Origin of the sequence: Kitasatospora sp. NPDC051984, from assembly GCF_044593455.1 — a bacterium.
Lineage (GTDB): Bacteria > Actinomycetota > Actinomycetes > Streptomycetales > Streptomycetaceae > Kitasatospora.
In genome coordinates this window covers 803,428-828,431 of the sequence record NZ_JBIUCB010000001.1, presented here as the reverse complement: position 1 = coordinate 828,431, position 25,004 = coordinate 803,428, and the positions used below count along the sequence as shown (strand labels likewise).

The following is a 25,004-nucleotide window of genomic DNA, read 5'->3' as shown; positions in this document are numbered from 1 at the left end:
GAGAGTGCGTGCCAGGCGCTGTGGGGCAGGCGGGGGTTTGAAGACAGCCCCTAGGCCTCGACGGCCCGCTCGGTGCTCGCGATGGTCGCCGAGCCGACCACCCGGGTGCCGTCGTACAGCACCACGGCCTGCCCGGGCGCGATGCCGCGGGCGGGGGTGTCGAGGCGGACGTGAAGCTCGTCACCGGTCATCACCGCCGTCACCGGCACCTCTTCGCCGTGGGCGCGGAGCTGCGCGGTGTAGCGGCCTTCGCCGCTCGCGGGGGTGCCGCACCAGCGGGGGCGGATGGCGGTGAGGGCGTGCACGTCGAGGCCGCTGGCGGGGCCGACGGTGACGGTGTTGTTGACCGGCGAGATGTCGAGGACGTAGCGGGGCTTGCCGTCGGCGGCGGGGCGGCCGAGGCGGAGGCCCTTGCGCTGGCCGATGGTGAAGCCGTAGGCGCCGTCGTGTTCGCCGAGCTTGGTGCCGTCGGTGTCGAGGATGTCGCCGGTGGCGGTGCCGAGGCGTTCGGCGAGGAAGCCCTGGGTGTCGCCGTCGGTGATGAAGCAGATGTCGTGGCTGTCGGGCTTCTTGGCGACGGCGAGGCCGCGCCGGTCGGCCTCTTCGCGGATGACGTCCTTGGTGGTGTCGCCGAGCGGGAACAGCGAGTGGGCGAGCTGGTCGGCGTCGAGCACGCCGAGCACGTACGACTGGTCCTTGGCGCCGTCGACGGCCCGGTGGAGTTCGCGGGTGCCGTCGGGCAGGTCGACGATCCGGGCGTAGTGGCCGGTGCAGACGGCGTCGAAGCCGAGTGCGATCGCCTTGTCGAGCAGCGCGGCGAACTTGATCTTCTCGTTGCAGCGCAGGCACGGGTTGGGGGTGCGCCCGGCGGCGTACTCGGCGACGAAGTCCTCGATCACGTCCTCGCGGAAGCGTTCCGCCAAGTCCCAGACGTAGAACGGGATGCCGATCACGTCGGCGGCGCGGCGGGCGTCCCGGGAGTCCTCCAGGGTGCAGCAGCCGCGCGCGCCGGTGCGGAAGGACTGCGGGTTGCTGGCGAGCGCCAGGTGGACGCCGGTCACCTCGTGGCCGGCTTCGACGGCCCGGGCGGCGGCGACGGCGGAGTCGACGCCGCCGGACATCGCGGCGAGCACGCGCAGTCGGCCGGTGGACGGGGTGGTCGGGGCGCCGGGGAAGTCAGTCATAAGGAGTCCAGCCTAACGGTGGCCGGGCGGCTCGCCGGACGGTCAGTTCGACACCAGGACGGGCGGCTCGCCGGACGGTCAGTTCGACACCAGGACGGGCGGCTCGCCGGACGGTCGGCTCGACAGCAGATCGTTCCGCCACAGAACAGATCCGGTCAGCGACCGGCCCGCACCAGACCGGCCCGGCGGGCCCGCTCCACCGCTCCGGGCAGCGCGGCGGCCAGCGCCTCGACGTCCGCCCGGGTGGAGGTGTGGCCGAGCGAGAACCGCAGCGAGGCGCGGGCGAGTTCGGGGGCCACGCCCATCGCCAGCAGCACGTGGCTGGGCTGCGGGACGCCCGCCGAACAGGCCGAACCGGTGGAGCACTCCACACCGGCCGCGTCCAGCAGCATCAGCAGCGCGTCGCCCTCGCAGCCGGGGAAGGAGAAGTGCGCGTTGGCGGGCAGCCGGCCCGCCGGGTCCGGGTCGCCGTTCAGCAGCGCCTCGGGCGCGGCCGCCCGGACCACCGCGACCAGGTCGTCACGCAGCATGCCGACACCCGCCGCGTACTCGGGCTGCCGCTCGACGGCCAGCTCGGCCGCCACCGCGAACCCGGCCGCGCCGGGCACGTCCAGCGTCCCGGAGCGGACGTCGCGCTCCTGGCCGCCGCCGTGCAGCAGCGGAACGGGCGTCGCGGAGCGGGACAGCAGCAGCGCGCCGACCCCGTACGGGCCGCCGATCTTGTGGCTGGTGACGGTGAGCGCCGTCAGCCCGGAGTCGGCGAAGGACACCGGGACCTGGCCCAGCGCCTGCACCGCGTCCGCATGCATCGGGATCCCGAACTCGGCGGCGACGGCCGCGAGTTCGCGTACCGGCTGGACGGTGCCGACCTCGTTGTTGGCCCACATCACGGTGACCAGCGCGACCGTCTCCGGCGCCCGCTCGATCGCCTCGCGCAGCGCCTCCGGGCGCACCCGGCCGGCCTCGTCCACCGGCAGGTACTCGACCTCGGCGCCCTCGTGCTCGGCCAGCCAGTGCACCGCGTCCAGCACCGCGTGGTGCTCGACCGGGCTGCTCAGCACACGGCGGCGGGCCGGGTCGGCGGCCAGCCGGGCCCAGTACAGGCCCTTGACCGCCAGGTTGTCGGATTCGGTGCCGCCCGCGGTGAGCACGATCTCGCTGGGCCGCGCGCCCAGCGACTCGCCCAGCGACTCCCGGGACTCCTCGATCACCCGGCGGGCCCGCCGCCCGGCGGTGTGCAGGGAGGAAGCGTTGCCGACGGTCCCGAACTGCGCCGTCATCGCGGCGATCGCCTCGGGCAGCATCGGGGTGGTGGCGGCGTGGTCGAGGTAAGCCATAGCGGGTCCAGTGTAGGCGGCCCGCAGGTCACGATTTGGCCATTGCACCCTCTGCAACGCGCCGTTAGCGTTCCGGCCACGCCGCTGTGAGAGGGGGAGGGCCGTGTCCCAGACGGTCGACCGCGCGCTGACCATCCTGGCCTCGCTCGGCGAGGGCCCGGCCTCGCTGGAGCAGGCCGCCGCCCGGATCGGCGTGCACAAGTCCACCGCCCTGCGGCTGCTGCGCACCCTGCAGGAACACGGCTTCGTCACCCGGCAGTCCGACCACCGCTACCGGCTCGGCGGCCGGCTGTTCGCGCTCGCCCACCAGGCCCTCGAGGGCATCGACATCCGCCAGGTCGCCGCCCCCTACCTGGCGGTGCTCAACGAGCGCTACGGGCACACCGTCCACCTGTCGGTCCTGGAGGGCGACGAGGTGCTCTACCTGGACAAGGTGGACGCCAAGTACCCGGACCCCGGCCGCAGCTGGCTCGGCGAGGACAGCCGGATCGGCCGGCGCGCCCCCGCCGCGGCCACCGCGGCCGGCAAGGTGCTGCTGGCCGACCTGCCCGCCGACCGGCTCACCGCCTACCTCGCCGAGGCCGAATTCCCGGCCCGCACCCCGCAGTCGATCAGCGACCCGGAGCAACTGCGGGCCGAGCTGGTCGAGGTGCAGCGGCGCGGCTGGGCCGTCGACCAGGCCGAGTACCACCCGTCGGTGAACTGCATCGCCGCCCCGATCGCCGGCACCGAGGGCACCGCGATCGCCGCCTGCTCGATCTCCGCCCCGGTGCAGGTCGCCTCGGTCGTCGAACTCAGCAAACTGCTGCCGGAACTGCTCTGCACGGTCGAGGCGATCTCGCTGGCCTACGGCGGCTCCCCCACCCCCCGCTGGTGCGAGAACCGCTGCGGCGCCAAGCACGAGGTCCGCGCCGCACGCAGCTGAGGGCCTTACTCCTCACCGACCCGCGAACCGTTGCGGTGCCTGCCCGCGGCGCCCGTGAGGGCCTTACTCCTCACCGGCCCGCGAACCGTTGCGGTGCCAGGCCCGCGGCGCCCGCCAGCCGTACCTGAGCGCCAGCAGCCGCATCGTGAAGGCGGCCACCGCCGCCAGCGCGGCGTTCACCGGGGCGAGTTGGCCGACGGCGATCAGGATCGCCGTGATCGCCGCGCCGACCAGCGCCGGCACCGCGTAGATCTCCCGGTCCCAGCGCAGCAGCGAGGGCGGCTCCATCGCCAGCACGTCGCGCACCACACCGCCGCCCGCCGCGGTCAGCATCCCGCAGGCCACCGAGGGGACCGCGCCCAGCCCGTAGTCGTGCGCCTTGATGGTGCCGGTGACGGCGAACAGTCCGAGGCCCGCCGCGTCCAGCACCATCACCGACCGGGTGATCCGCTCCACCTCCGGGTGCAGGAAGAACACCACCAGTCCCGCCACCAGCGGAGTCGCGAAATAACCGGCGTTGGTGAACGCGGCCACCGGCAGCGCCCCGATCATCAAGTCCCGCAGCACACCGCCGCCGAGCGCGGTGGCCTCGGCCAGGACACAGATGCCGAAGATGTCCATGTTCTTGCGGACCGCCATCAGGCCGCCGGACAGTGCGAAGACGAAGATGCCCACCAGGTCGAGGACCTGCTGGACGTCGTGCGGGAAGATCTCGGAGCTCACCTGGTCAGTGTCCATGCCGACCGACCGGCGCCGTTCGCCGGGCGGTCAGGCGAACGACTCGTGCGGCGCCGGCCCGCCCAGCGCGTTCAGCTTGGCCGGCATCCGCAGCGTGGTCATCCGCCGCCACCCGCCCGCCCGTTCGTACCCGTACACCGTGTGGATGCCCGCCGCCAGCGCCGCCGACTTCGCCCGCGGCCAGCGCAGCAGCTCCCCCATGTGCGCCATCACCGCAAGGCTGACGTCCCGGTAGGTGCGGATCTCCGCCCGCGCGGTGTCCTGCAGGGTGTCCAGGATCGACCGGCCGTGCCCGCGGTACGCGAGCCGCAGCAACTCCTCGTGGCAGAACGCCAGGTGGTTGTCCTCGTCGTTGGAGATCATCCGCACCGCCCGGCCCACCTCGGGGTGCTCGCCGAAGATCCGCTTCAGCATCCGCATCTGCTCGGACGCCCGCTGCTCGGTCACCCGGCTGTGCGCCAGGTACGTGATCACGTCCTGCTCGGACAACGGCTCGTCCCGGCGCAGCCGGGCGTGCGCCAGGCCGATGCCCTGCCGTTCCAGGATCATCGTGTAGTCGGTCTCGTCCGGGACTTCGGCCGGATCCAGTCCCCGCTTGTGCATCAGCGCCTTGAAGATCCGCCCGTGCTTGTCCTCGTCCGCTCCGTGCCGGGCCACCTTCGGTGCCAACTCCTGGTCGGGCACCAGCCGGGCGATCCGGCCGTTCTCCCAGCCGCCCTGGTCCTCCCCCTTGGCCGCGATCGAGCAGAACAGCCGGAACGCCCGGTCGTCGTCGTGGATCTCCTGGAACAGACTGCGGGCCGACAGCATGGTGGACCTACCCCTCGCACGGGAGCCGGAACATTCCGGTCCAGCTCAAGGCACCCCCACCACCCGGGCAACAGCTCACGCCCCGCACTGCGCCGGACGAACGAAAGCTGTGCCGACTCGGACTACCCGACCAGCCGGCGCCGCCAGTCCAGGCCGGTGACCCGGATCGCGTCGTCCGGGCTGCCGTCCCAACTCACCCCCAGGCCGCACTCCTCCAGCGCCGCGACGACCTCCCGGCCGACCGCCGCCGTGGTGTCCGCCGAGTCGTCGAAGCCGCCGTACAGCAGCCACAGGTCCCCACCGGACGCCACGCCCTCGGTGCACTGGGAGTGGAAGTACACGAAGCCGCGCGCCTCCGGGTTCTCCGCCCAGATCTCCCCGTTGCCGCAATTGCGGCAGCAGGTGAAGTTCTCCCGCGCCGTGATGCCGGTCGCTTCCAGCGCGGCGAACGCCTTGGCCACCCGCTCCGGGTCGGTCTCCCCCACCCACGACCGCTGCTCGGCGACCCGCTCCAGCCACATCCGGTCGACCAGCTGCTTCGCCTGCTCCTTCGTCACCGGGCGGGAGTCCTTGTCCACCAGGCACTCCTCCGCGACCTCGGTCGCCTGCGCGCGGGTCGCATAGCCCGCCACCAGCAGCCGCCGGACCTCGTCGACCACGGTCGCCTCGTCCTGCGCGGACAGCTCCAGCGGCGCGGGCTCCGGGACTTCGAACTCGATCCGCTCCCATGCGACCCCGGCGCCCCAGCCATCGTCCTCCCGTGCCCACCCGAGCAGCAGCGCGGCGACCTGCTCCACGTCGCCCACCTGAGTCCCGTAGTGCCGCGCAGGGCTCCCCGCCCGGTACTCCACCGTCCACGCCCCGTACTCCGGACACGCCTGCGCATACGTGTGCGGCAGGTCGGGCACCCGTTGCAGCACCAGGACGGAGTCCGGCCATTCCCCCATGTCCCGCACCATGTCGAGGAGTTCGCCCTCCGACACCCGCACCCGGACCGCATCCGTCCGGTCCCGCACCGCAATCTCAAGCATGCCCGCCATCCTCCCAGCCGGCACCGTCAGTTCCCGCGCCCCGCCAGGGGCGCCGGGGGTTCCGCCAGGCGAAGCCGAGGGGGCGGAGCCGCGCGAACGCTCCCCGTGAACGGCAAGGTCCGCCCGCGGAGAGAACTCCCCTCCACGGGCGGACCTCGGACAGCGAACTACTCAGCGTTCTCCGGGAAGTGGCAAGCCACCTGGTGCCCGGCCCGCGCAGCACTGAGCGGGGGCTCCTGGCTCGCGCAAATGTCCTGCGCCTTCCAGCACCGGGTGCGGAACCGGCACCCCGACGGCGGGTTGAGCGGCGACGGGACGTCGCCGGTGAGCAGGATCCGCTCGCGCCGCTCCTTGCGCTTCGGGTCCGGAACCGGCACCGCGGACATCAGGGCGTTGGTGTAGGGGTGCATCGGCTTGGCGTACAGGGAGTCGCGGTCGGCGATCTCCACCACCTTGCCGAGGTACATCACGGCGACCCGGTCGGAGACGTGCCGGACCACCGAGAGGTCGTGCGCGATGATCAGGTAGGTCAGGCCGAGTTCCTTCTGGAGGTCGTCCAGCAGGTTGACCACCTGGGCCTGGATGGAGACGTCCAGCGCCGAGACCGGCTCGTCCGCGACGATCATCTTCGGGCGGAGGGCGAGCGCGCGGGCGATGCCGATGCGCTGGCGCTGGCCGCCGGAGAATTCGTGCGGGTAGCGGTTGTAGTGCTCGGGGCTGAGGCCGCACAGTTCCAGCAGGTCCTGGACGGCCTTCTTGACGCCGTGCTCGGTCTGGACGTTCTGGAGCCGGAACGGCGCACCGACGATGGTGCCGATGGTGTGCCGGGGGTTCAGCGAGGAGTACGGGTCCTGGAAGATCATCTGGATGTCGCGGCGGTAGGGCCGCATCGCCGAGACTCCCAGGTGGGTGATGTCGGCGCCCTCGAACTCGATCTTCCCGCCGGTGGGTTCGTCGAGTCGGGTGACCAGGCGTCCCATGGTGGACTTGCCGCAGCCGGACTCGCCGACCACGCCGAGCGTCTCGCCGGGCATGACCTCGAAGTCGATGCCGTCGACCGCGCGCACCGCGCCGACCTGACGCTTCAGCAGGCCCTTGGTGACCGGGAAGTGCCGGGTCAGTCCGGTGACCCGCAGCAGGGGTTCACGGTCCTGGCCGGGTGCCTGGGCGGGCACCTTCGCGGCCTGCGGGGCCGCCGTCTGGCTGTCCGTCATCGGTTGTCTCCAAGTGGGTGGTACGTGCTCACAGCCGGGGCGCGATCTCGTCGGTGAAGATCCGGTGGCGTTCGGCGACCGGCAGGTGGCAGGCGGCGAGGTGCCGGGGGGCGGCCTCGGCCAGCACGGGCACCTCGCTGGTGGAGCGGCCGCCGGTGAGCTCGGCGTACGGGCAGCGCGGGTGGAACGCGCAGCCGGACGGCACGTTGATCAGGCTCGGCGGGGTGCCCTTGACCGGGATCAGCCGGTCCTGGAGCTCCCGGTCGAGGCGGGGCATCGAGCCGAGCAGGCCCCAGGTGTAGGGGTGCTCGGGAGCTTCGAAGATGGTGTCGGCGGGGCCGCGCTCGACGGGCTTGCCGCCGTACATGACCAGGATGTCGTCGGCGATCTCGGCGACCACGCCCAGGTCGTGCGTGATGATGATGACGGCGGAGCCGAACTCCTTCTGCAGGTCCCGGATCAGGTCGAGGATCTGCGCCTGGACGGTGACGTCCAGGGCGGTGGTCGGCTCGTCGGCGATCAGCAGCGAGGGGTCGTTGACCAGGGCCATGGCGATCATGGCGCGCTGGCGCATACCGCCGGAGAACTCGTGCGGGTAGTTGTCGACCCGCTTGTCGGGCTGCGGGATGCCGACCCGGTCGAGCATCTCGATGGCCCGGGTGCGGGCGACCTTCTTGGAGGTGCCGGGGTGGTGGGCCCGGTAGCCCTCGATGATCTGGGCGCCGACCGAGTAGTACGGGTGCATCGCGGTCAGCGGGTCCTGGAAGATCATCGCCATCTTGTGGCCGCGGAGCTTGCGCACCTCGTCCGGGTCGGCGGAGACCAACTCCTGGCCGTCCAGCCAGATTTCGCCGGAGATCTGCGGGGCGCCGCGCTTGGTGCCGGTGCGGTGCAGACCCATGATCGACAGCGAGGTGACGGACTTTCCGGAGCCGGACTCGCCGACGATGCCGAGGGTCTTCCCGCGCTCCAGGTCGAAGCTCAGGCCGTTGACGGACTTGACCAGTCCGTCGTCGGTCGGGAAGTGCACCTTCAGGTCGCGAACCGAAAGGAAGGGCTTGTCTGCCTGGAGGGGCTTGTCCATGTTGCTCATGCCAGCTTCACCCGGGGATCGACGACGGCGTACAGCAGGTCAACCAGGAGATTGGCCATCACGATGAAGAACGCGGCGAAGAGCGTCACGCCCATGATCACCGGCAGGTCGCTGGAGGCGATCGACTGGACCGCCTCGTAGCCGAGCCCGCGCAGGTTGAAGGTGGACTCGGTGAGCACCGCGCCACCGAGCAGGCCGCCGAGGTCCATACCGAAGATGGTGAGGATCGGCGTCAGCGTGGAACGCAGCGCGTGCTTGCCGATGACCACGGGTTCCCGGAGGCCCTTGGCGCGCGCGGTGCGGATGTAGTCCTCACCGAGCACGTCCAGCAGGGTGGCCCGGCTGAGTCGGGCGTAGGTCGCGGCGAACAGGAAGGCCAGGGTGATCCAGGGCAGTACCAGCCCCTGGAACCAGGACACCGGATCGTCCGTGAAGTCGGTGTACTTGCTCGGGAACCAGCCGAGTTGGTGCACGAAGACGGCGAGCGAGACCAGGCCGGTGAAGTACATCGGCAGCGAGACGCCGGCCAGCGCGACGGACATCGAGATGCGGTCCAGCGCGGTGCCGCGGCGCAGCGCGGAGATGATGCCGGTGGCGGTGCCGAGCACCAGCCACAGGATCGAGGCGCCGGCGGCCAGCGAGAAGTCCACGCCGACCCGGTCGAGCAGCACCGGCCACACTTCGCGCTCGGTCTTGAACGAGTAGCCCAGGCAGGGGGCGTAGCAGTGGGTGACGTCGGTACCGGCGTTGTAGTCGCGGCCGACGACGATGCCCTTCAGGAAGAGCCAGAACTGTTCGATGATCGACTTGTCGAGGCCCATCTTGTGGCGGATACCCTCGATGGCCACCTTGTCCGCGATCTTGCCCACGTAGAGCATCGCGGGGTCGGTTCCGGTGAGCTTGGGCACCATGAAGAAGATGCCGAAGGTCACCGCAGCGACCACCAGCAGCATGAGGACGACGTTGATCAGTCGCCTGAAGAGATACACGAGCACTGCGGTCGGCCCTGCCACGGGCCGGCCGGGGTTCCCCTGTGGGGGTGCCCCCGGCCGGCCCGGGCAGGGCCTTCACCTGCCCTTCGGACTAGCGGTGCGAACTAAAGGGGGAAGGTCAGGTCACTTGCCGTCGGAGACGCCGAGGGCCTGGAAGTCCACCTCGCCGAACGCGTCGGTGATGTAGACGTTGGTCAGGCGCGGGTTGCGCCAGTTCAGGGCCTTGTCGGCGACGATCGGCAGGTAGTAGGCGCCGTCGACAACCTTGTGGTTGATCTTCTTGTACAGCTCGGCGGCCTTGGCCGGGTCGGTCATCGCGGCGGCCTGGTCGAACCAGCTGTTGATCTCCGGGTCGTTGATCTCGGAGTAGTTGCTGTTGCCGTTGCTCGGGATGAAGCGACCGTCCATCAGCGGCTGCAGGTAGCCGGAGCCGGTCGGGAAGTCGGCGCCCCAGCCCATCACGATCAGGCCGTAGCTCTTGGCCTTGACGACGTCGGGCGCGCCGATCTCGGAGGCGATCAGCTTGCCGTCGTACTGCTGGACCGTGACGTCGATGTTGACGGCCTTGAGGGCGGTCTGCAGCGCCACCGCGGAGTTGACCTCCTTCGGCTTGTTGCCACGGACCGCGATGTTGGTCTTGAAGCCTTCCGGCTTGCCGCAGGCCTTCAGCTCTTCCTTGGCCTTCTCGACGTTCGGCTTGCCCTGGGTCAGCTTGAACGGGTCGTAGTCGTCCGAGCCGAGGATGTTCGGGGGCAGCATCGAGCCGTAGATCGAGCCGGCCACCGAGCCACCGCGGGCGGTCTGCAGGGCGGTGGTGTCGGCCGCGTACAGCACCGCGTTGCGGCAGTGCTGGTTGTCGAACGGGGCGACCGCCGGGACGAGGCTGATGTAGCGGATGAAGCCGTTGTACGGGTCGTCCGTGTTGGCCTTGAGCGCCTGGTCCTGCAGGACCTTGACCTGCGCGGCCTGCGACAGGCCGGTCTGGGCCCAGTCGAGGTCGGCGGTGTTCGCCAGCAGCTGGGTGTCCATGTCGTCGGCGTTGGTGGTGACGGTCAGCTTGACGACGTCCGGCAGCGCCTTGCGGAACGGGTCGGAGGCCGGGTCCCAGTTCTCGTTGCGGACCAGCTCGTAGCTCTTGCCGGCCTCGGCCGACTTGAACTTGTAGGGGCCGGAGGAGACCGGCTTCTGGCCGTACTGCGAGCCGGTGTCCAGCTTCTGCGGGACCGGGGCGGCGGAGCCCATGGCCAGCAGGTACGGGAAGTCCGAGTTGGGCTTGGCCAGCGAGAAGACGATGGTGTTGTCGTCCGGGGTGGTGACCGACTTCAGGCCCAGCTTGTTCGGGTCCGAGTCGGTGTAGGGGCCCTTGTAGCTCTGGCCCTGGTCGAGCTCGTTGATCAGGTAGGTCGGGCCACCCGAGATGACGTCCTGCGCGAAGATGCGCTCGATGCCGTACTTGATGTCCTTCGAGGTGATGACCGAGCCGTCCTCGAACTTCAGGCCCGGCTTCATCTTGAAGGTGTAGGTCTTGCCGTCCGCGGAGATCTCCGGCTGGGCGGCGGCCAGGTCGGGGACCAGCTTCAGGCCTTCCTTGCCCGGCTTGCCGTCGAAGGCCAGCAGGGTGCGGGTGTAGAAGCGCTCGAAGTTCCACACCGAGGCGTAGTACGCGCGACCGGGGTCGAGCGAGTCCACGTCGGTGGTGGTCCACATGTTGAGGGTGCCGCCCTTCTTGTCCGAGGCGTTCACCACCTTGTCGACCGCGGCGTTGAAGCCCGCGCCGCTGCCCTTGTTGTCGCCGCCGCCTTCGCCGCCCTTGCTGCCGCCGCAGGCGGTGGCGGTGAGGGCGAGGGTGGCCGCGAGGGCTGCGACCGCGAGCGTCCTGTTTCGCTTCATGGGTTTGGGAACCTCCAGGGTTGCGGGCTCAGTTGCCCTTGGGGTCGAGCGCGTCGCGCAGGCCGTCGCCGAACAGGTTGAAGGCGAGCACGGTGATGAAGATGGCGATACCGGGGACCACCATGTAGGTGGGATCCGCCTGGTAGATCCGGACCGCGTCGGAGAGCATCTGGCCCCACGACGGGGTGGGCGGGCGGACGCCGGCCCCGAGGAAGCTGAGTGCCGCCTCGCTGAGGATGTTGGTGGGGATGATCAGGGTCGCGTAGACCAGGATCGGCGCCACCAGGTTGGGCAGAAGTTCACGGAACAGGATGTGGGCGCGGCCGGCACCGAGGCTGCGGGCGGCGTCGACGAACTCCCGCTCACGCAGCGACATGGCCTGGCCTCTGACGATGCGTCCGATGTAGGGCCAGCCGAAGAAGCCGATGACCACCGCGAGGATGCCCACGCGGAGCCACTTGTCCGAAAGGCCGAACGCGGTGGTGGGCATCACCGACACGAGCGCGATGCTGAACAGCAGCTGCGGGAAGGCCAGCAGGATGTCCATGATCCGGCTGATGAACGCGTCCACCCAGCCGCCGAAGTAGCCGGCCATGACGCCCATGACCACGCCGATGCAGACCGACAGCACGGCCGCGCCGAGCGCCACCAGCAGCGAGATCTGCGCGCCGTAGAGGACGCGGGAGAACACGTCGCGGCCGAACACCGGGTCGACGCCGAGCAGGAAGTCGCCACTGATGCCGCCGAACGCGCCCTTGGGCAGGCCGAGGTCAGGGTTGATCTGGTCCGGGTGCGGTTCGTCGACCGGGTGGCCGAACAGCGCGGTCAGCACCGGCGCGAAGATCGCCGCGAGCACCAGGAGCAGCACCACGACACCGCCGGCCAGCGCGATCTTGTCGCGCTTGAGGCGGTCCCAGGCGATGCGGCCCGGCGAGCGACCCTCGATCTTCTTGGCCGGCTCGGAGTTTGACGCGCCGTCAGGCTGCGCGCCGGCCGGCGGACCCGAGGTCTCGGTGGGTGTGGTCATGAGTCAGTTCGTTCCCCTCGCCGACGGTGGCCGGCCCACGGAGTCGCGTTTGGTGCGGAAGGCAGAGCGGTTGCGGTGGTGCCGGGTGCCGTTGCGGCGGTGCAGAAGTGCGTTTGGCAAGCAGGGCGTTGCGGGGTGGTGCCGTTCGACGCCGGGCGGAGTGCCCCGGCGCGCATGGTGCTGCCGCACGGAGATGCGCATCGTGCGGTTCATGCTGTGGCGGCGGCACGTTCACCTTCGTGAGGATCGTCTCGCGCTCCGCATTGGGCAGCACTCTCTGTCATGGGATGTGCCGTACGGAAGACCCCCATGGCGAAGGATGCCTAACTGTGATCTGCTCGCATGCACTTTCGTTGCGCTGGCATATCGCTCTTCACACAGCCGTCACTCACACGTCAAGGGGCACACTGACGACACCCCGCCAGTGGCGGGGAAACGCCAGGTGACGCCGTGGTGGCGCGCGTAGAGGGCCGGACAGCGAAAAACCCCCGCCGACCTTCGAAAGAAGGTTCGTACGGGGGTCTTCCGGCGTTCTGTCGCGGTACGGTCAGCGACCCGGATATCCCGGCCACTGGGGCTGCGGCCAGCCCGGCGCGGGCCCGGCCGGCGGTTGCGCTGCGTAACCGAAACCGGTGGTGAAGGACTGCGGCGGGCCCTGCCGGTCGAAGAACGGGCGGGCGTTGGCCCACAGCCACATCGCCACCGGGTCGAACTCGTCGGCCATCATCACGGTCGACACGGCCGGCCCCTCGGGGGCGTGCGCGGCGGCCCGCTGCACCAGCGCCCGGGCGGCCTCCACGGCCGGCGGCGAGGTGTCGTACAGGTCCAGACCGATCGCCAAGTACGGCTCGCCCAGCACCGGTTGCACCCAGGCCCGGCGCAGCGAGCGCAACGGGCGCACCTCGGCGGCCTGTTGCTCCAGCACGGCGAAGAACTGCGGTGCCTGCCCGGCCGGTTCGGAGATCCGCAGCGGCCCGGCCGGCAGCCGGTCCAGGCCGACGGCGATCCGCCGCAGGTCGGCCCACGGTACGCCGATGCCGCCGCCCGGGCGGTGCGGGTCCAGCCACAGGCCCCAGCGGGAGCGGTACAGCGAGCCGGCGATCTCCGGCCCCGACACCACCTCGTGGCCGCGCGCCCAGCCACTGGCCGTCAGCTGCCCCGGGGAGGTCACGCAGGGCGCGTAGCCGTGCCCGCCGACGTCCATGTTCCCGTACTGGGCGTCCGGGCTGCCCTGGCTGCCGTGCCACAGCAGCATCCAGACCTGACCGCCCGCGAGGGCGCGCAGCAGCCCCTCGTACGCGTCCCAGCGCTCCGGTGCGACCGCTGCGAGGGCGCGCTCGATCGCGCCCGGGTCGTCGGCTGCTCCCGTCACGTCGTCGCCTCTTTCTCGACTTCCCTCGTCCACCCGTCCACCGCGCGGCGGTGTGCCGGGGCAACCCTATGGGGCGCGCCCGACAACCGTCATGCCGCCGTCCCGGACATCCGGTGGATTCACGGTCTGACGTAGAAGGGCTGTACCCGCCCCAGCATCCAGTCCACCACCGGGTCGGCGACCAGGTCGAGCAGCACCAGGTGGACGCCCCAGCTCGGCGCCGCGGTTCCGAGTGCCCGGCCGAGCGCCAGATTGACGTCGCCGGGGTCGGCGGGGGCCGCCGGGTCCAGCTGGACGCCGACGTACAGCAGGGTCGACTCGCCCTCCACCCGGGCCAGCGCCCGGCGGGCCGTCAACACGCCCGGCAGCGCGGCGAGTTCGCCGGTCGCGGCGGCCAGGAAGGCGAGCGGCTCCTGGTGCGGCTCGGGTTCCTTGAGCGCCACCCTGGCGCCCTCGGTGACGCCCTGCGCCTCCCACTGGTCGCCGCGCGGCCCGCGCCGCAGCTCACCCACGCCCTCCGGCGGCACCGGGATGCCCACCGGCGCCTCGGGGTTGACCGCGATGCCGATGCCCAGCGGCAGCCCCCGGGCGAACTCCCACATCGGGGCGATCGCGAACGGGATGCCCGGCACGTGCCGCAGGTACAGCTCCTGCGAGCTGTACACCGGCACGTAGGGCGCGCCCGCCAGTTCGAGGGTCGGCAGGTCGAGTTCGCCGGACTGCGGATCGGCGCCCGACGGCAGCGGGATCCACACCTGGCTGCGGGCCAGCACCTCGATCACCCGGGGTGTCGCCCCCGGATCGCCCAGGGCCGCCATCAGCACCTGCTCCAGCTCGTTGGCCGGCCAGCTCCCGCCTTCCGGAACCTGCCCCAGCGGGATGCTCATCTCGCCCCTCCACACTCACGGTTGCGATCAGGTTAGCGGCGCGCACGGGTCCCCCGCGGCGGCCGCCGCCGAACCCCACTCCCACCAGCGGGTCCCGGCATGCCATGATGGGCCCGCCCAAACTTCATACCGGCCGCTCGAACCCGCGCGGGAGAGCCGGAACGACCGTCACCAGGTCGCGACCGGCGCCGAAGGAGCAAGTCCTCCCCGGAATCTCTCAGGCCCCCTAACCGCCCGGGCGAGGCAGATCTGGAAAGTGGACACGGCCGCGCCGTGCGCCCACCCACGGTGCAAACCGCCATCCTTTCGGATGGCGGTGAAGCTCTCAGGTTCGACGACAGACGGGGAGGTTCGCCCCAGCCTGCCCGTTTCCAGATCCCGGGAGTCCTGCCGTGTCCCTCCGCCTCACCGCACTCGACGCGCTGCACCGCTCGCTCGGCGCCACCATGACCGACTTCGCGGGCTGGGACATGCCGCTGCGCTACGGCAGCGAGCGCGAGGAGCACCTCGCGGTCCGCACCAAGGCCGGCCTGTTCGACCTGTCGCACATGGGCGAGATCACCGTCTCCGGCCCGCAGGCCGGCGAGCTGCTCGACCACGCGCTGGTCGGCTTCATCTCCGCGCTCGGCGTGCTGCGCGCCCGCTACACCATGATCTGCCGCGAGGACGGCGGCATCCTGGACGACCTGATCGTCTACCGCACCGCGGAGAACGAGTACCTGGTCGTCGCCAACGCCTCCAACGCCCAGGTGGTGCTGGACGCCCTGACCGAGCGCGCGGCCGGCTTCGACGCCACCGTCCGCGACGACCGCGACGCCTACGCGCTGCTCGCCGTCCAGGGCCCGGAGGCCAACGGCATCCTGGCCAAGCTCACCGACGCCGACCTGCCCGGCCTCAAGTACTACGCGCTGCTGCCCGCCACCGTGGCGGACCGTCAGGTCTGGCTGGCCCGCACCGGCTACACCGGCGAGGACGGCTTCGAGGTCTTCTGCGCCCCCGCCGACGCCGAGCACCTGTGGACGGCGCTGACCGAGGCCGGCACCGCCGAGGGTCTGGTCCCGTGCGGCCTGTCCTGCCGCGACACGCTGCGCCTGGAGGCCGGCATGCCGCTGTACGGGCACGAGCTGTCCACCGAGCTGACCCCGTTCGACGCCGGCCTCGGCCGGGTGGTGCGCTTCGACAAGACCACCAACAACGGTGAGTTCGTCGGCCGCAAGGCGCTGGAGGAGGCCGCCGCCGCGGCCGAGGCCAAGGCGCCCCGCAAGCTGGTCGGCCTGGTCTCCGAGGGCCGCCGCGTCCCGCGCGCCGAGTACTCCGTGGTGGACGCCGAGGGCGCCGTGATCGGCCGGATCACCTCCGGTTCGCCGTCCCCGACCCTGGGCAAGCCGATCGCCATCGCGTACGTGGACGCCGCGCACGCCGAGCCGGGCAGCACCGTCGCGGTGGACGTGCGCGGCAAGGCCGAGCCGGTCCAGGTCGTCGCGCTGCCGTTCTACAAGCGCGCCCGCTGACCTTCGCTCAGCCCTTCACCTGCTGTCCCAGCAGTCGTTTCCGGTTCGTCCGCCCAGCGGACGGCCGCGCCCGCCCCTCTTGCGATCCTGGAGAATGACGTCATGAGCAACCCCACGCACCTGCAGTACACCAAGGAGCACGAGTGGCTGACCGCCGCCGTGGACGGGGTGTCGACGATCGGCATCACCGCGCACGCGGCCGACGCCCTCGGCGACATCGTCTACGTCCAGCTCCCCAATGTCGGTGACACCGTCACCGCCGGTGAGACCTGTGGCGAGCTCGAGTCCACCAAGTCGGTCAGCGACCTCTTCTCCCCCGCCACCGGCGAGGTCACCGAGGTCAACCAGGAGGTCATCGACGACCCGGCCCTGGTCAACTCGGAGCCCTTCGAGGGCGGTTGGCTGTTCAAGGTCCGGGTCGAGGCCACCGACGAGCTGCTCGACGCCGACGGCTACGACGCCCTCATCGGCGCCTGACCGGGAGATCCCCCTCATGACGGTTCTCAACCAGTCCCTCCACGCGCTCGACCCGGAGATCGCCGCCGCGGTCGACGCCGAGCTGCACCGCCAGCAGACCACCCTGGAAATGATCGCCTCCGAGAACTTCGCCCCGGTGGCGGTCATGGAGGCCCAGGGCTCGGTGCTCACCAACAAGTACGCCGAGGGCTACCCCGGCCGCCGCTACTACGGCGGCTGCGAGCACGTCGACGTGGTCGAGCAGCTCGCCATCGACCGGGTCAAGGAGCTGTTCGGCGCCGAGCACGCCAACGTGCAGCCGCACTCCGGCGCGCAGGCGAACGCCGCGGCGATGTTCGCGCTGATCCAGCCGGGCGACACCATCCTGGGCCTGAACCTGGCCCACGGCGGTCACCTGACCCACGGCATGAAGATCAACTTCTCCGGCAAGCTCTACAACGTGGCCGCGTACCACGTCGACGAGAAGACCGGCCGGGTCGACATGGCCGAGGTCGAGCGCCTCGCCAAGGAGCACCAGCCCAAGCTGATCATCGCCGGCTGGTCCGCCTACCCCCGCCAGCTGGACTTCGCCGAGTTCCGCCGCATCGCGGACGAGGTCGGCGCCCTGCTGATGGTCGACATGGCGCACTTCGCCGGCCTGGTCGCCGCCGGACTGCACCCCTCCCCGGTGCCGTACGCGGACGTGGTCACCACCACCACCCACAAGACCCTGGGCGGCCCGCGCGGCGGTGTCATCCTGTCCAAGGCCGAGTTCGCCAAGAAGATCAACTCGGCGGTCTTCCCCGGCCAGCAGGGCGGCCCGCTGGAGCACGTGATCGCCGGCAAGGCGGTGGCCTTCAAGGTCGCGGCCACCGACGAGTTCAAGGACCGCCAGCGCCGCACCCTGGAAGGCGCGAAGATCCTCGCCGAGCGCCTGCTCCAGGACGACGTGACCGCCTCCGGCGTCTCCGTCCTGTCCGGCGGCACCGACGTGCACCTGGTGCTCGTCGACCTGCGCAACAGCGAGCTCAACGGCCAGGACGCCGAGGACCGCCTGCACGAGGTCGGCATCACCGTCAACCGCAACGCCGTCCCGAACGACCCTCGCCCGCCGATGGTCACCTCGGGTCTGCGCATCGGCACCCCGGCGCTCGCCACCCGCGGCTTCGACACCGAGGACTTCCGCGAGGTCGCCGACATCATCGGCGAGACCCTCAAGCCGGGCTTCGACGCCGCCAAGGCCGAGTCGCTGAAGGCCCGGGTCTCCGCGCTCGCCGCCAAGCACCCGCTGTACCCCGAGCTGTAACCCCTCCCTGTGACCGCCGACACCTGGCGGTCGCCCGGAACCCCCGGGGCACCGCGCACACTGGAACGTGCGCGCGGTGCCCCGTTCCATGCGCAGCCCCCGTCCCACCGGACGAACCACTCCACGAGACCAGACAAGGACGTCACCCCGTGGCCATCAGCGTCTTCGACCTCTTCTCCATCGGCATCGGACCGTCCTCCTCGCACACCGTCGGCCCGATGCGGGCCGCCCGGATGTTCGCCCGTCGGCTCGCCACCGAAGGACTCCTCGACCAGGTCGCCTCGCTCCGCGCCGAGCTGTACGGCTCGCTCGGCGCCACCGGCCACGGCCACGGCACCCCCAAGGCCGTCCTGCTCGGCCTCGAGAACAACTCCCCCCGCACCGTCGACGTCGACCAGGCAGACGTGGACGTCGAACGGATCCGGGCCGCCAAGCGGCTCAACCTGCTGGGCCGCCACGAGATCGCCTTCGACCCCGACACCGAGCTGATCCTGCACCGCCGCAAGGCCCTGCCCTACCACGCCAACGGCATGGCCCTCTGGGCCTACGACGCCGCCGGCGAGGTCCTCCTCGAGAAGACCTACTACTCCGTCGGCGGCGGATTCGTGGTCGACGAGGACGCGATCGGCGAGGCCCGGGTCAAGCCCGACGACACCGTGCTGCGCCACCCCTTCCGCACCGGCGAGGAACTGCTCCGCCTCACCCGCGAGACCGGCCTGTCCATCTCCGGCCTGATGCTGGAGAACGAGAAGGCCTGGCGCACCGAGGCCGAGATCCGGGCCGGGCTGCTCGAGATCTGGGAGGTCATGAAGGAGTGCGTCGCCGCCGGCATGTCCCGCGAGGGCATCCTCCCGGGCGGCCTCAAGGTCCGCCGCCGCGCCGCGTCCGCGGCCCGCGCCATGCGCGCGGAAGGCATCGGCCCCGGCAACGCGATGGAATGGGTCACCCTCTACGCGATGGCCGTCAACGAGGAGAACGCCTCCGGCCGCCGCGTCGTCACCGCCCCCACCAACGGCGCCGCCGGCATCATCCCCGCCGTCCTGCACTACTACCTGAACTTCATCCCGGGCGCGGACGAAGACGGCATCGTCCGCTTCCTCCTCGCCGCCGGCGCGATCGGCATGCTCTTCAAGGAGAACGCCTCCATCTCCGGCGCCGAGGTCGGCTGCCAGGGCGAGGTCGGCTCCGCCTGCTCGATGGCCGCCGGCGGCCTCGCCGAGGTCCTCGGCGGCACCCCCGAACAGGTCGAGAACGCCGCCGAGATCGGCATCGAACACAACCTCGGCCTCACCTGCGACCCCGTCGGCGGCCTCGTCCAGATCCCCTGCATCGAACGCAACGGCATGGCCTCCGTCAAGGCCGTCACCGCCGCCCGCATGGCCCTCCGCGGCGACGGCCGCCACCACGTCTCCCTCGACAAGGCCATCAAGACCATGAAGGAGACCGGCGCCGACATGAAGATCAAGTACAAGGAAACCTCCCGCGGCGGCCTCGCCGTCAACGTCATCGAATGCTAGAGAAATAGGTCCTGACCTGCGGGTTTGACCCTTTCTGAGCCGTCGCAGGCCTCCCGGCTTGCACAGCAAAAAGTCCCTGAAAAGCCCCTCGGACAGCTCTGAAAGTCCCCGAAAAGCCCCTGGCGAGTCCCTGGTCGGCAGAGCACTGACCAGGGACTCCAGGGCTGGCGGTGGAGCGGCGAGATAACCCAGCAGGCCCATCTCCGCCTGGTCTCCCGGTCCATGTGGCGGCTGGCGGTCGGAATCAACGCCTGCCGTACCGAGTTCTCCCGCTGCTCGGTCGGTAGGCGTCCTTCACAATCTGCTCGAGGTCCTCCTCGCTGAACATCCGGTGGCTACCGATCAGCCGGTACGGGACCCTTCCGGCGGAGGACTCGGTGCGCAGCCACGACGCCGCTACTCCCAGGCGCTCCGCCGCCTCAGCGATGGAGTAGAGCAGTGGCCCCTTCTTCAGCGGCGGCTTATCAGCCTGCTTCGTCGCAGGGTTCCTCACCGGCAGGCCGACCGCAGCAGCGTCGGCCGCAGCCAGCAGAACTCCGAGCCCCCGGAGGCGAGCGGCATCGCCGATGCCGTCGTTGGGGCCAGGGAGACCCAGCGCACGACGCCCCTGAGTGGCCGGGTCCGGCGAAGGCAGGATCAGTGCGGCAAGACGGTAGTCCTCTTCGGTAAGCGAGGCACCGGCTTCGAGTTCGCGCGACAGTCGAAGCCGCTCACTCTGTAACGCCCGCTTGTCCAGATTCCAGAAGCGCTCGCGCAGTTGCTCCCAGCTTGCATGTCCCTGAATCGCAGCGAGCGCGTAGGTCGTGACCTCCGCACCGGGCTTCGCCTTGACTCGCCGGTGCTGGTAGCAGACTTCCATGTCCGCCTCGACCGGAACCTTGCAGGGGAACCCGTAGAACGAGGTAACCGGCTCCGGACAGCGCGGCCGGTCCGGGGCGAGCGCGCGGTCGGTGCCGGCGCGGATCTGCTTGATCTGCTCAGCGGCGTTGGTCAGCCCCTCCTTGGGGACTCCCCATGCCTTCGCCGCTTCACGTGGACTGAGATGATCCAGCGCCCGCATGCGCTCGATCGGTGTGCCTACGCCTTCCACCGGATGCTCCCCCTTCGGTCTCCTGCGGGCATCCTGACCGAACGCGGGGGGCGGGCGAGCCATCCGACCAATCTCGACTGACAGTGGCCCGAACTGGTTCCGGTCAGTCCGCAAGGCGAGCGAGCTAGAGCCAGTACTGCGCCTACGGGTCCACCCAGGACACAACCAGCTCAGAAGCCCTCGGGGTAATCGTCCGTGCGCACGACCCTGGCAACGTAGAACCCTGGTCCATCCGGGGGTCTCGGTCGCGTGGTACTGAACCAGCCCGAGATCCCTCACCAGCGGGGCCAAGTAGCCACCCGGCAGGCCCGGGATCTCCTCAGCATGCTCCGGGTGCCGCCCACCGTCCAACGTCTCGCGCAGACCAACCAGGAGCGCGGCGATCGCAGAGACCACGTCCGGCGGCGTCACCGCGTAGTCGAACACTGCCTCGACCTGCGGCGACAGGGTGATCGGGTCGTGCTCCTCGTCGCCGTCGTAGGGGTCGTCCCAGTCACTCACCGCGCCCGAGCTCCCTCAGGACTGCCGACAAGGCCCGCCCTGAGACCGTCCCCTGCTGGACCGCGGTGTGGACTCGAGCCGTGGCGGGGTCGTTGTAGACCTCCAGTCGCAGCCGCCAACGACGCAACACACCCGCGATCTCGTCCTCATCGGCCGAACCCATGTCGCGGTAGAAGGCCATCCGCTGGTGCGGCGGCAGCGCGGCCCCGATCTCGTCCTGCGTCCGGGGACGCGCGCCATACGCCTCGGTGGGCTGTGCGCTCATCGACTCCTCCTACTCCTCGCCGTGGCCAGTAACTCGACTGAGGCCCCTGGCAAGCCAGAGCTCCACTCTAGCGAGCAGCACGCACCGTCGAGGCGTCCGCCAGACGGCCAGTGCGCCAGCAGACGCTCCCGTAGTGCACCTTCCGAGCGCCTGCACCCCGCCGCGCGGGCTTCTCCTGCCGGCGGGGGTTTGGGTATAGCTAGAAGGTCCCTGTTCGCGGGACCTTCGGGGCTGTTAGTGCGTGTCCGGATTATGAGATGATTTTCGAGCGGCCTGAGATCCTAAGGTTTAACGGGATTCAGACCTTGGTTTCGACTTGTTTTTGGCACCACGGCGTGCGATAGTTATGGGTGTCGGGCGTTACGGCCCGGCCACTTCCATCCGGCGGCACGCACCCCCTTGGCTGCCGGATGACGCGCAGGGGCCCCGGACCGCGAACAACCGCGGACAGGGGCCCCGCATCGTTTTTGCAGAGGGTGAAAAAACTAGGGGGCCATTCGGTCCCGGGTCCTCATCTCGAACCAGACGCCCTTGCCGCGTGGCAGCAGGTCCGCTCCCCAGCGGTCGGCGAGGTCGTTGACCACTTGGAGGCCGTGGCCGTTCTGGTAGCCGATCTCGGGGGCGACTATCAGACAGGGCATCGCCCGCGAGGAGTCTCGGACTTCGATCCGTAGCCACCCTGGTCGCCGGACGAGTTTGAGTCCGATCATCCGCCCGCCGGCATGTCGCACGGCGTTGGCGACCAGCTCGCCGGTGAGCAACTCCCCGACTTCCAGCAGGTGGTGGAGTTTCCAGGAGTCCAGGACCGAGAGCACCAGCCGCCGCGCGACCCCCGCCGACTCCGGCCGGGAGGGCAGTCGCACCTCTTCCGCGGTCTCGGTGTCGCGGAGCACGCCCAGGAAGGCGTGCTCCATCTCGTCCGCGGTCATCCGTTCCAGTTCGGCGAGCACGACCGCGGTGCCGGCCCCTGGCGGGCCGTCACCGCGGGTGTCGACCAATGGAAGTGATGCCTGTTCCGCTTCGCCCCATCCCGCCATGGCGCCCATCATTGCGGAACGTGGGCAGCCGCGTACGGACAATGAGCAAACGATCACCGCGCATTTGGCATATGCCGTCAGCAACCGAACAGGCGCCCGACGATCACCACTTCGCCCAGTCGACGTTCCAGCCGCCGAGTCCGTTGACCGGGTCGACCACCGCGCCCTTGGAGTTGACCACCGTGATCACGTCTCCGACCAGCGTGGAGGCGTAGAACTTGCCCGCCGGGCTGCTCGCGCTGCCGGCCTTGGTGTCGGTGAGGCCGATGCAGCCGTGGCTGCCGTTGGAGTAGCCGATGACCCCGTCGCTCCAGGAGTTTCCGTGCACGTAGGTGCCGGTGTCGGTCAACCGGATGGCGTGCGGGACCACCAGATCGTATTCGTCCCCGGAACCCGCCTTGGTGACGCCGGCGGAGGTCATCCGGGTGGTGCCCTCCATGGCCTCGACCACCATGGTGCCGTTCCAGGTGTCGTAGCCGGGCTTGCCCGCGGTGAACGCGATGGAGTCGGTCTGCTGGCCGTCGCGGACGACCGCCATGCGGTGGGTCTTGACGTCGACGGTGGAGATCTGGGAGCGGCCGATGGTGAACGGCTCGTCCTTGTCGACGCCGCCGTACACGCCGGGGGCGGTCTCCACGTCCTTGAGCTTGTAGTGGATGGTGACCTTGGTGTTGGGGTTCCAGTACTTCTCGGGGCGGAAGTCCAGCCGCTTGTCGTTGAACCAGTGGCCCTTGACCACGGTGCCGTCGGAGGCCTCGAAGGTGATGCCGGCCAGCACGGCGTCCTTGTTCTTCACCGCCCGGTTGAACCGGACCGAGACGATCATGCCGACGCCGTACTGCTCGTTGTCGGCGACGTTGTCGTTGACGCCGGCGTCCTTGTCCGGGGTGAGGGTGGTGAAGGTGGAACGCGCGTTGGCGACCACGCCCTGGGAGTCCTCGGCGAGCGCGTCCACCGTGTAGGCGGTGGATATCTTGAGGTTGCCGGACGGCGCCCACCCGGCGCCGTCGGAGGTGGGCGCGCCGGGCACCTCGACGCCGTCGGGGCCGGTGACCTTGACGGAGGTCAGCTTGCCGCCGGTGGCCGACACCTTGACGGTGCCGTTGGTCTTGACGTCGGTGGCGCCGCTGGCGGGCTCGATCGCGATGGTCGCGGCCGACACGCTCGGCTTGGCCGAACTCGCGGCCGCCGCCGGGCTGTCGGCCTTGGCCGGGTTCGTGCTGCAGCCGGCCGTGGCCATCAGCACCAGGGCTCCTGCGAGTGCCCCCACCGCGTAACCCCCGCGTATAGCCTTCACGTTCCGCTCTCCCCAACACCCTGCCTGTCGGCTGACAGGTCTTTCGGTTGATATGACGGGTCGGCAGCGGGAAACGTTGCGCGCCAAGTGTCCCGGTACGGTCACGAACGGTCGACGGCCCGGCGATCGCACGATCGCCGGGCCGTCCCACTGCCGGTTGAACCGATCGGCTACCACTGGCTCCACGGGATGGTCCAGCCGCTCAGACCGTTGTCCCCGGAGACGGTCTTGCCGTTCTTGGAGTTCACGATCTTGACCACGTCGCCGACCATCGACGTGTTGAAGAACTTGCCGGCGTTCGAACCGTCGCTGCCGCCCTTGACGTCGGCGATGCCGACACAGCCGTGGCTGGCGTTCGACTTGCCGAACGCGTCGCCCCAGTAGTTGCCGTGCACGTAGGTGCCGGAGGTGGTCAGCCGCATCGCGTGCGGCACGTCCGGGACGTCGTACTCCTTGCCCTTGATGTTGGACACCGTGGCGGAGTTCATCCGGGTGACCTTCTCCTTGGTGGCGATCACCATGGTGCCGTTCCAGGACGGGTTCTGGTCGTCGCCCGCCGTGATCGGAATGGTCTGGTTGTCGCCGCCGCCGCGCGAGACCGTCATCTGGTGGGTCGCGGCGTCCACCGTCGAGACCTGGTAGCGGCCGATGGTGAACGGCTCGTCCTTGTCGACGTCGCCGTACACGTCGGGCGCGATCTCGACGTTCTTCAGCCGGTACTTCACCGTCACCTTGGTGCCCGGCTTCCAGTACTGCTCCGGCCGGAAGTCCAGCCGGGAGGTGCCGAACCAGTGGCCCTTGGCCACCGTGCCGTCCGAGCCCACCACGGTGATGCCGGCCAGCACCGCGTCCTTGTTCTTGACGGCCTTGCTGAAGTTCACCGAGACGATCATGCCGACGCCGTACTGGCCGTTGTCGGCGATGTTGTCGTTGGTGGCGACCTTCTTGGCCGGCGTCAGCGTGGTGAACGTGGTGGTGGAGGCGGCCACCAGGCCGGCCGAGTCCGTCGCCTGCGCGTTCACCGTGTACGTGGTGCCGACCGTCAGCTGCTCGGTGGGCTTCCAGCTCAGGCCGTCGGCGGCGATCTCGCCGGCCACCGCCTTGCCGTTCTTGTCGGTCACCGCGACCGTGGTCAGCTTGCCGCTGGCCACCGTCACCTGCAGACCGTCCTTGGGCGCCACGTCGTTCGCCCCGTCGGCCGGAGTGACCGTCAGCTGAGCGGTCGACACCTTCGGCGTCGCGTCCGAAGCGGACGAGGAACCGCCGCCGCCCTTGGCGTCGCTCGAGCCGCCGCCGCTGCTGCAGGCCGTGCCGAGCAGCAGGACACCGCCCACCAGCACGGCTGTCGCGGCCTGCCGCGCCCGCCGTCCGCCCCCGACTATTCCGCCCTCGGCCTTCTGAACCGCCTTCACCGCGCTGCTCCCCTCCGGTATGCACAGCCACCGCACTCCCGACCGTGTCGGGCGCGCGGGCAACAATAACCGTCAAAGCTGAGTGAATCTTCCGAGGTAGCCGAGTGCCCGT

General features: G+C 70.2%; 22 protein-coding genes and 1 riboswitch. Of the genes, 5 read left to right on the top strand and 17 right to left on the bottom strand.

Annotated elements, in window-relative coordinates:
* Positions 1 to 50: 50 nt before the first annotated feature.
* Together mnmA and ACIHEI_RS03720 are read right to left on the bottom strand one after the other, a co-directional pair.
* The gene (gene mnmA / locus ACIHEI_RS03725; protein WP_387637075.1) at positions 51 to 1,184 is read right to left on the bottom strand and encodes a tRNA 2-thiouridine(34) synthase MnmA; all 1,134 of its coding nucleotides are present in this window, start codon (positions 1,182 to 1,184) and stop codon (positions 51 to 53) included.
* Between the two features lie 155 nt (positions 1,185 to 1,339).
* On the bottom strand, positions 1,340 to 2,521 hold the full coding sequence (locus tag ACIHEI_RS03720) for a cysteine desulfurase family protein (RefSeq protein WP_396605446.1): 1,182 nt from the start codon (positions 2,519 to 2,521) through the stop codon (positions 1,340 to 1,342).
* A 103-nt stretch (positions 2,522 to 2,624) separates the two neighbouring features.
* On the opposite strand from ACIHEI_RS03720, the gene ACIHEI_RS03715 reads away from it, so the two are divergent.
* On the top strand, positions 2,625 to 3,446 hold the full coding sequence (locus ACIHEI_RS03715) for an IclR family transcriptional regulator (RefSeq protein WP_396605445.1): 822 nt from the start codon (positions 2,625 to 2,627) through the stop codon (positions 3,444 to 3,446).
* Positions 3,447 to 3,509: 63 nt separating this feature from the next.
* Here the strand turns inward: ACIHEI_RS03715 and ACIHEI_RS03710 are convergent, their stop codons facing one another.
* The 10 genes from ACIHEI_RS03710 to ACIHEI_RS03665 form a co-directional block, all read right to left on the bottom strand.
* Positions 3,510 to 4,169, bottom strand: coding sequence for a trimeric intracellular cation channel family protein (locus ACIHEI_RS03710; RefSeq protein WP_396605444.1), 660 nt, complete (start codon positions 4,167 to 4,169; stop codon positions 3,510 to 3,512).
* A gap of 45 nt (positions 4,170 to 4,214) precedes the next feature.
* Positions 4,215 to 4,994, bottom strand: a complete 780-nt coding sequence (locus ACIHEI_RS03705; RefSeq protein WP_387637089.1) for a ferritin-like domain-containing protein — start codon at positions 4,992 to 4,994, stop codon at positions 4,215 to 4,217.
* Between the two features lie 122 nt (positions 4,995 to 5,116).
* Positions 5,117 to 6,025, bottom strand: coding sequence for a DUF6891 domain-containing protein (locus ACIHEI_RS03700; RefSeq protein WP_396605443.1), 909 nt, complete (start codon positions 6,023 to 6,025; stop codon positions 5,117 to 5,119).
* A 167-nt stretch (positions 6,026 to 6,192) separates the two neighbouring features.
* Entirely contained in the window at positions 6,193 to 7,239 is a 1,047-nt protein-coding gene (locus tag ACIHEI_RS03695) for an ABC transporter ATP-binding protein (RefSeq protein ID WP_387637093.1), read from the bottom strand.
* 28 nt (positions 7,240 to 7,267) lie between these two features.
* Positions 7,268 to 8,332 carry an ABC transporter ATP-binding protein gene (locus ACIHEI_RS03690; protein WP_396605442.1) on the bottom strand — a complete coding sequence of 355 codons (1,065 nt, stop codon included), beginning with the start codon at positions 8,330 to 8,332 and terminating at the stop codon, positions 7,268 to 7,270.
* Complete coding sequence (locus tag ACIHEI_RS03685) at positions 8,329 to 9,327, bottom strand: ABC transporter permease (protein ID WP_387866189.1); 999 nt, start codon at positions 9,325 to 9,327, stop codon at positions 8,329 to 8,331. The genes ACIHEI_RS03690 and ACIHEI_RS03685 overlap by 4 nt, the downstream gene beginning before the upstream one ends.
* A gap of 120 nt (positions 9,328 to 9,447) precedes the next feature.
* Positions 9,448 to 11,214: an ABC transporter substrate-binding protein gene (locus tag ACIHEI_RS03680; protein ID WP_396605441.1), complete on the bottom strand. Its 1,767-nt coding sequence runs from the start codon at positions 11,212 to 11,214 to the stop codon at positions 9,448 to 9,450.
* Positions 11,215 to 11,242: 28 nt separating this feature from the next.
* Positions 11,243 to 12,241: an ABC transporter permease gene (locus tag ACIHEI_RS03675; RefSeq protein WP_387866192.1), complete on the bottom strand. Its 999-nt coding sequence runs from the start codon at positions 12,239 to 12,241 to the stop codon at positions 11,243 to 11,245.
* A 547-nt stretch (positions 12,242 to 12,788) separates the two neighbouring features.
* Positions 12,789 to 13,613 (bottom strand): enhanced serine sensitivity protein SseB C-terminal domain-containing protein, encoded by an 825-nt coding sequence (locus ACIHEI_RS03670; protein ID WP_396605440.1) that lies wholly within the window; start codon positions 13,611 to 13,613, stop codon positions 12,789 to 12,791.
* Positions 13,614 to 13,732: 119 nt separating this feature from the next.
* The gene (locus tag ACIHEI_RS03665; protein ID WP_387866198.1) at positions 13,733 to 14,500 is read right to left on the bottom strand and encodes an enhanced serine sensitivity protein SseB; all 768 of its coding nucleotides are present in this window, start codon (positions 14,498 to 14,500) and stop codon (positions 13,733 to 13,735) included.
* A 138-nt stretch (positions 14,501 to 14,638) separates the two neighbouring features.
* Positions 14,639 to 14,743: riboswitch (glycine riboswitch) on the top strand.
* Positions 14,744 to 14,892: 149 nt separating this feature from the next.
* Here ACIHEI_RS03665 and gcvT point away from each other — a divergent pair.
* The 4 genes from gcvT (at position 14,893) to ACIHEI_RS03645 (ending at position 19,290) form a co-directional block, all read left to right on the top strand.
* The gene (gcvT, locus tag ACIHEI_RS03660) at positions 14,893 to 16,011 is read left to right on the top strand and encodes a glycine cleavage system aminomethyltransferase GcvT (protein WP_387637110.1); all 1,119 of its coding nucleotides are present in this window, start codon (positions 14,893 to 14,895) and stop codon (positions 16,009 to 16,011) included.
* A 102-nt stretch (positions 16,012 to 16,113) separates the two neighbouring features.
* Positions 16,114 to 16,488 (top strand): glycine cleavage system protein GcvH, encoded by a 375-nt coding sequence (gene gcvH / locus ACIHEI_RS03655; RefSeq protein WP_387637113.1) that lies wholly within the window; start codon positions 16,114 to 16,116, stop codon positions 16,486 to 16,488.
* 16 nt (positions 16,489 to 16,504) lie between these two features.
* The gene (gene glyA, locus ACIHEI_RS03650; RefSeq protein ID WP_396605439.1) at positions 16,505 to 17,773 is read left to right on the top strand and encodes a serine hydroxymethyltransferase; all 1,269 of its coding nucleotides are present in this window, start codon (positions 16,505 to 16,507) and stop codon (positions 17,771 to 17,773) included.
* Between the two features lie 149 nt (positions 17,774 to 17,922).
* Positions 17,923 to 19,290, top strand: coding sequence for an L-serine ammonia-lyase (locus ACIHEI_RS03645; RefSeq protein WP_392950835.1), 1,368 nt, complete (start codon positions 17,923 to 17,925; stop codon positions 19,288 to 19,290).
* 244 nt (positions 19,291 to 19,534) lie between these two features.
* On the opposite strand, the gene ACIHEI_RS03640 is transcribed toward ACIHEI_RS03645, so the two are convergent.
* The 5 genes from ACIHEI_RS03640 to ACIHEI_RS03620 form a co-directional block, all read right to left on the bottom strand.
* Entirely contained in the window at positions 19,535 to 20,881 is a 1,347-nt protein-coding gene (locus ACIHEI_RS03640) for a helix-turn-helix domain-containing protein (RefSeq protein WP_396605438.1), read from the bottom strand.
* Complete coding sequence (locus ACIHEI_RS03635) at positions 20,874 to 21,146, bottom strand: hypothetical protein (protein ID WP_392950829.1); 273 nt, start codon at positions 21,144 to 21,146, stop codon at positions 20,874 to 20,876. Before ACIHEI_RS03635 ends, ACIHEI_RS03640 begins: the two co-directional genes overlap by 8 nt.
* 485 nt (positions 21,147 to 21,631) lie before the next feature.
* A complete protein-coding gene (locus tag ACIHEI_RS03630; protein WP_387866205.1) occupies positions 21,632 to 22,183 on the bottom strand; it encodes an ATP-binding protein in 552 nt (183 codons plus the stop codon).
* Positions 22,184 to 22,286: 103 nt separating this feature from the next.
* Positions 22,287 to 23,480 carry an Ig-like domain-containing protein gene (locus ACIHEI_RS03625; protein WP_396605437.1) on the bottom strand — a complete coding sequence of 398 codons (1,194 nt, stop codon included), beginning with the start codon at positions 23,478 to 23,480 and terminating at the stop codon, positions 22,287 to 22,289.
* Positions 23,481 to 23,650: 170 nt separating this feature from the next.
* Positions 23,651 to 24,892 (bottom strand): Ig-like domain-containing protein, encoded by a 1,242-nt coding sequence (locus tag ACIHEI_RS03620; RefSeq protein ID WP_396605436.1) that lies wholly within the window; start codon positions 24,890 to 24,892, stop codon positions 23,651 to 23,653.
* Positions 24,893 to 25,004 lie beyond the last annotated feature (112 nt).

Excerpts from the sequence above, each read along its gene's own strand:
- mnmA (WP_387637075.1), bottom strand. The coding sequence starts at position 1,184 with ATGACTGACTTCCCCGGCGCCCCGACCACCCCGTCCACCGGCCGACTG.
- ACIHEI_RS03720 (WP_396605446.1), bottom strand. The coding sequence starts at position 2,521 with ATGGCTTACCTCGACCACGCCGCCACCACCCCGATGCTGCCCGAGGCG.
- ACIHEI_RS03705 (WP_387637089.1), bottom strand. The coding sequence starts at position 4,994 with ATGCTGTCGGCCCGCAGTCTGTTCCAGGAGATCCACGACGACGACCGG.
- ACIHEI_RS03700 (WP_396605443.1), bottom strand. The coding sequence starts at position 6,025 with ATGCTTGAGATTGCGGTGCGGGACCGGACGGATGCGGTCCGGGTGCGG.
- ACIHEI_RS03695 (WP_387637093.1), bottom strand. The coding sequence starts at position 7,239 with ATGACGGACAGCCAGACGGCGGCCCCGCAGGCCGCGAAGGTGCCCGCC.
- ACIHEI_RS03690 (WP_396605442.1), bottom strand. The coding sequence starts at position 8,332 with ATGAGCAACATGGACAAGCCCCTCCAGGCAGACAAGCCCTTCCTTTCG.
- ACIHEI_RS03680 (WP_396605441.1), bottom strand. The coding sequence starts at position 11,214 with ATGAAGCGAAACAGGACGCTCGCGGTCGCAGCCCTCGCGGCCACCCTC.
- ACIHEI_RS03675 (WP_387866192.1), bottom strand. The coding sequence starts at position 12,241 with ATGACCACACCCACCGAGACCTCGGGTCCGCCGGCCGGCGCGCAGCCT.
- ACIHEI_RS03665 (WP_387866198.1), bottom strand. The coding sequence starts at position 14,500 with ATGAGCATCCCGCTGGGGCAGGTTCCGGAAGGCGGGAGCTGGCCGGCC.
- gcvH (WP_387637113.1), top strand. The coding sequence starts at position 16,114 with ATGAGCAACCCCACGCACCTGCAGTACACCAAGGAGCACGAGTGGCTG.
- glyA (WP_396605439.1), top strand. The coding sequence starts at position 16,505 with ATGACGGTTCTCAACCAGTCCCTCCACGCGCTCGACCCGGAGATCGCC.
- ACIHEI_RS03635 (WP_392950829.1), bottom strand. The coding sequence starts at position 21,146 with ATGAGCGCACAGCCCACCGAGGCGTATGGCGCGCGTCCCCGGACGCAG.
- ACIHEI_RS03630 (WP_387866205.1), bottom strand. The coding sequence starts at position 22,183 with ATGGCGGGATGGGGCGAAGCGGAACAGGCATCACTTCCATTGGTCGAC.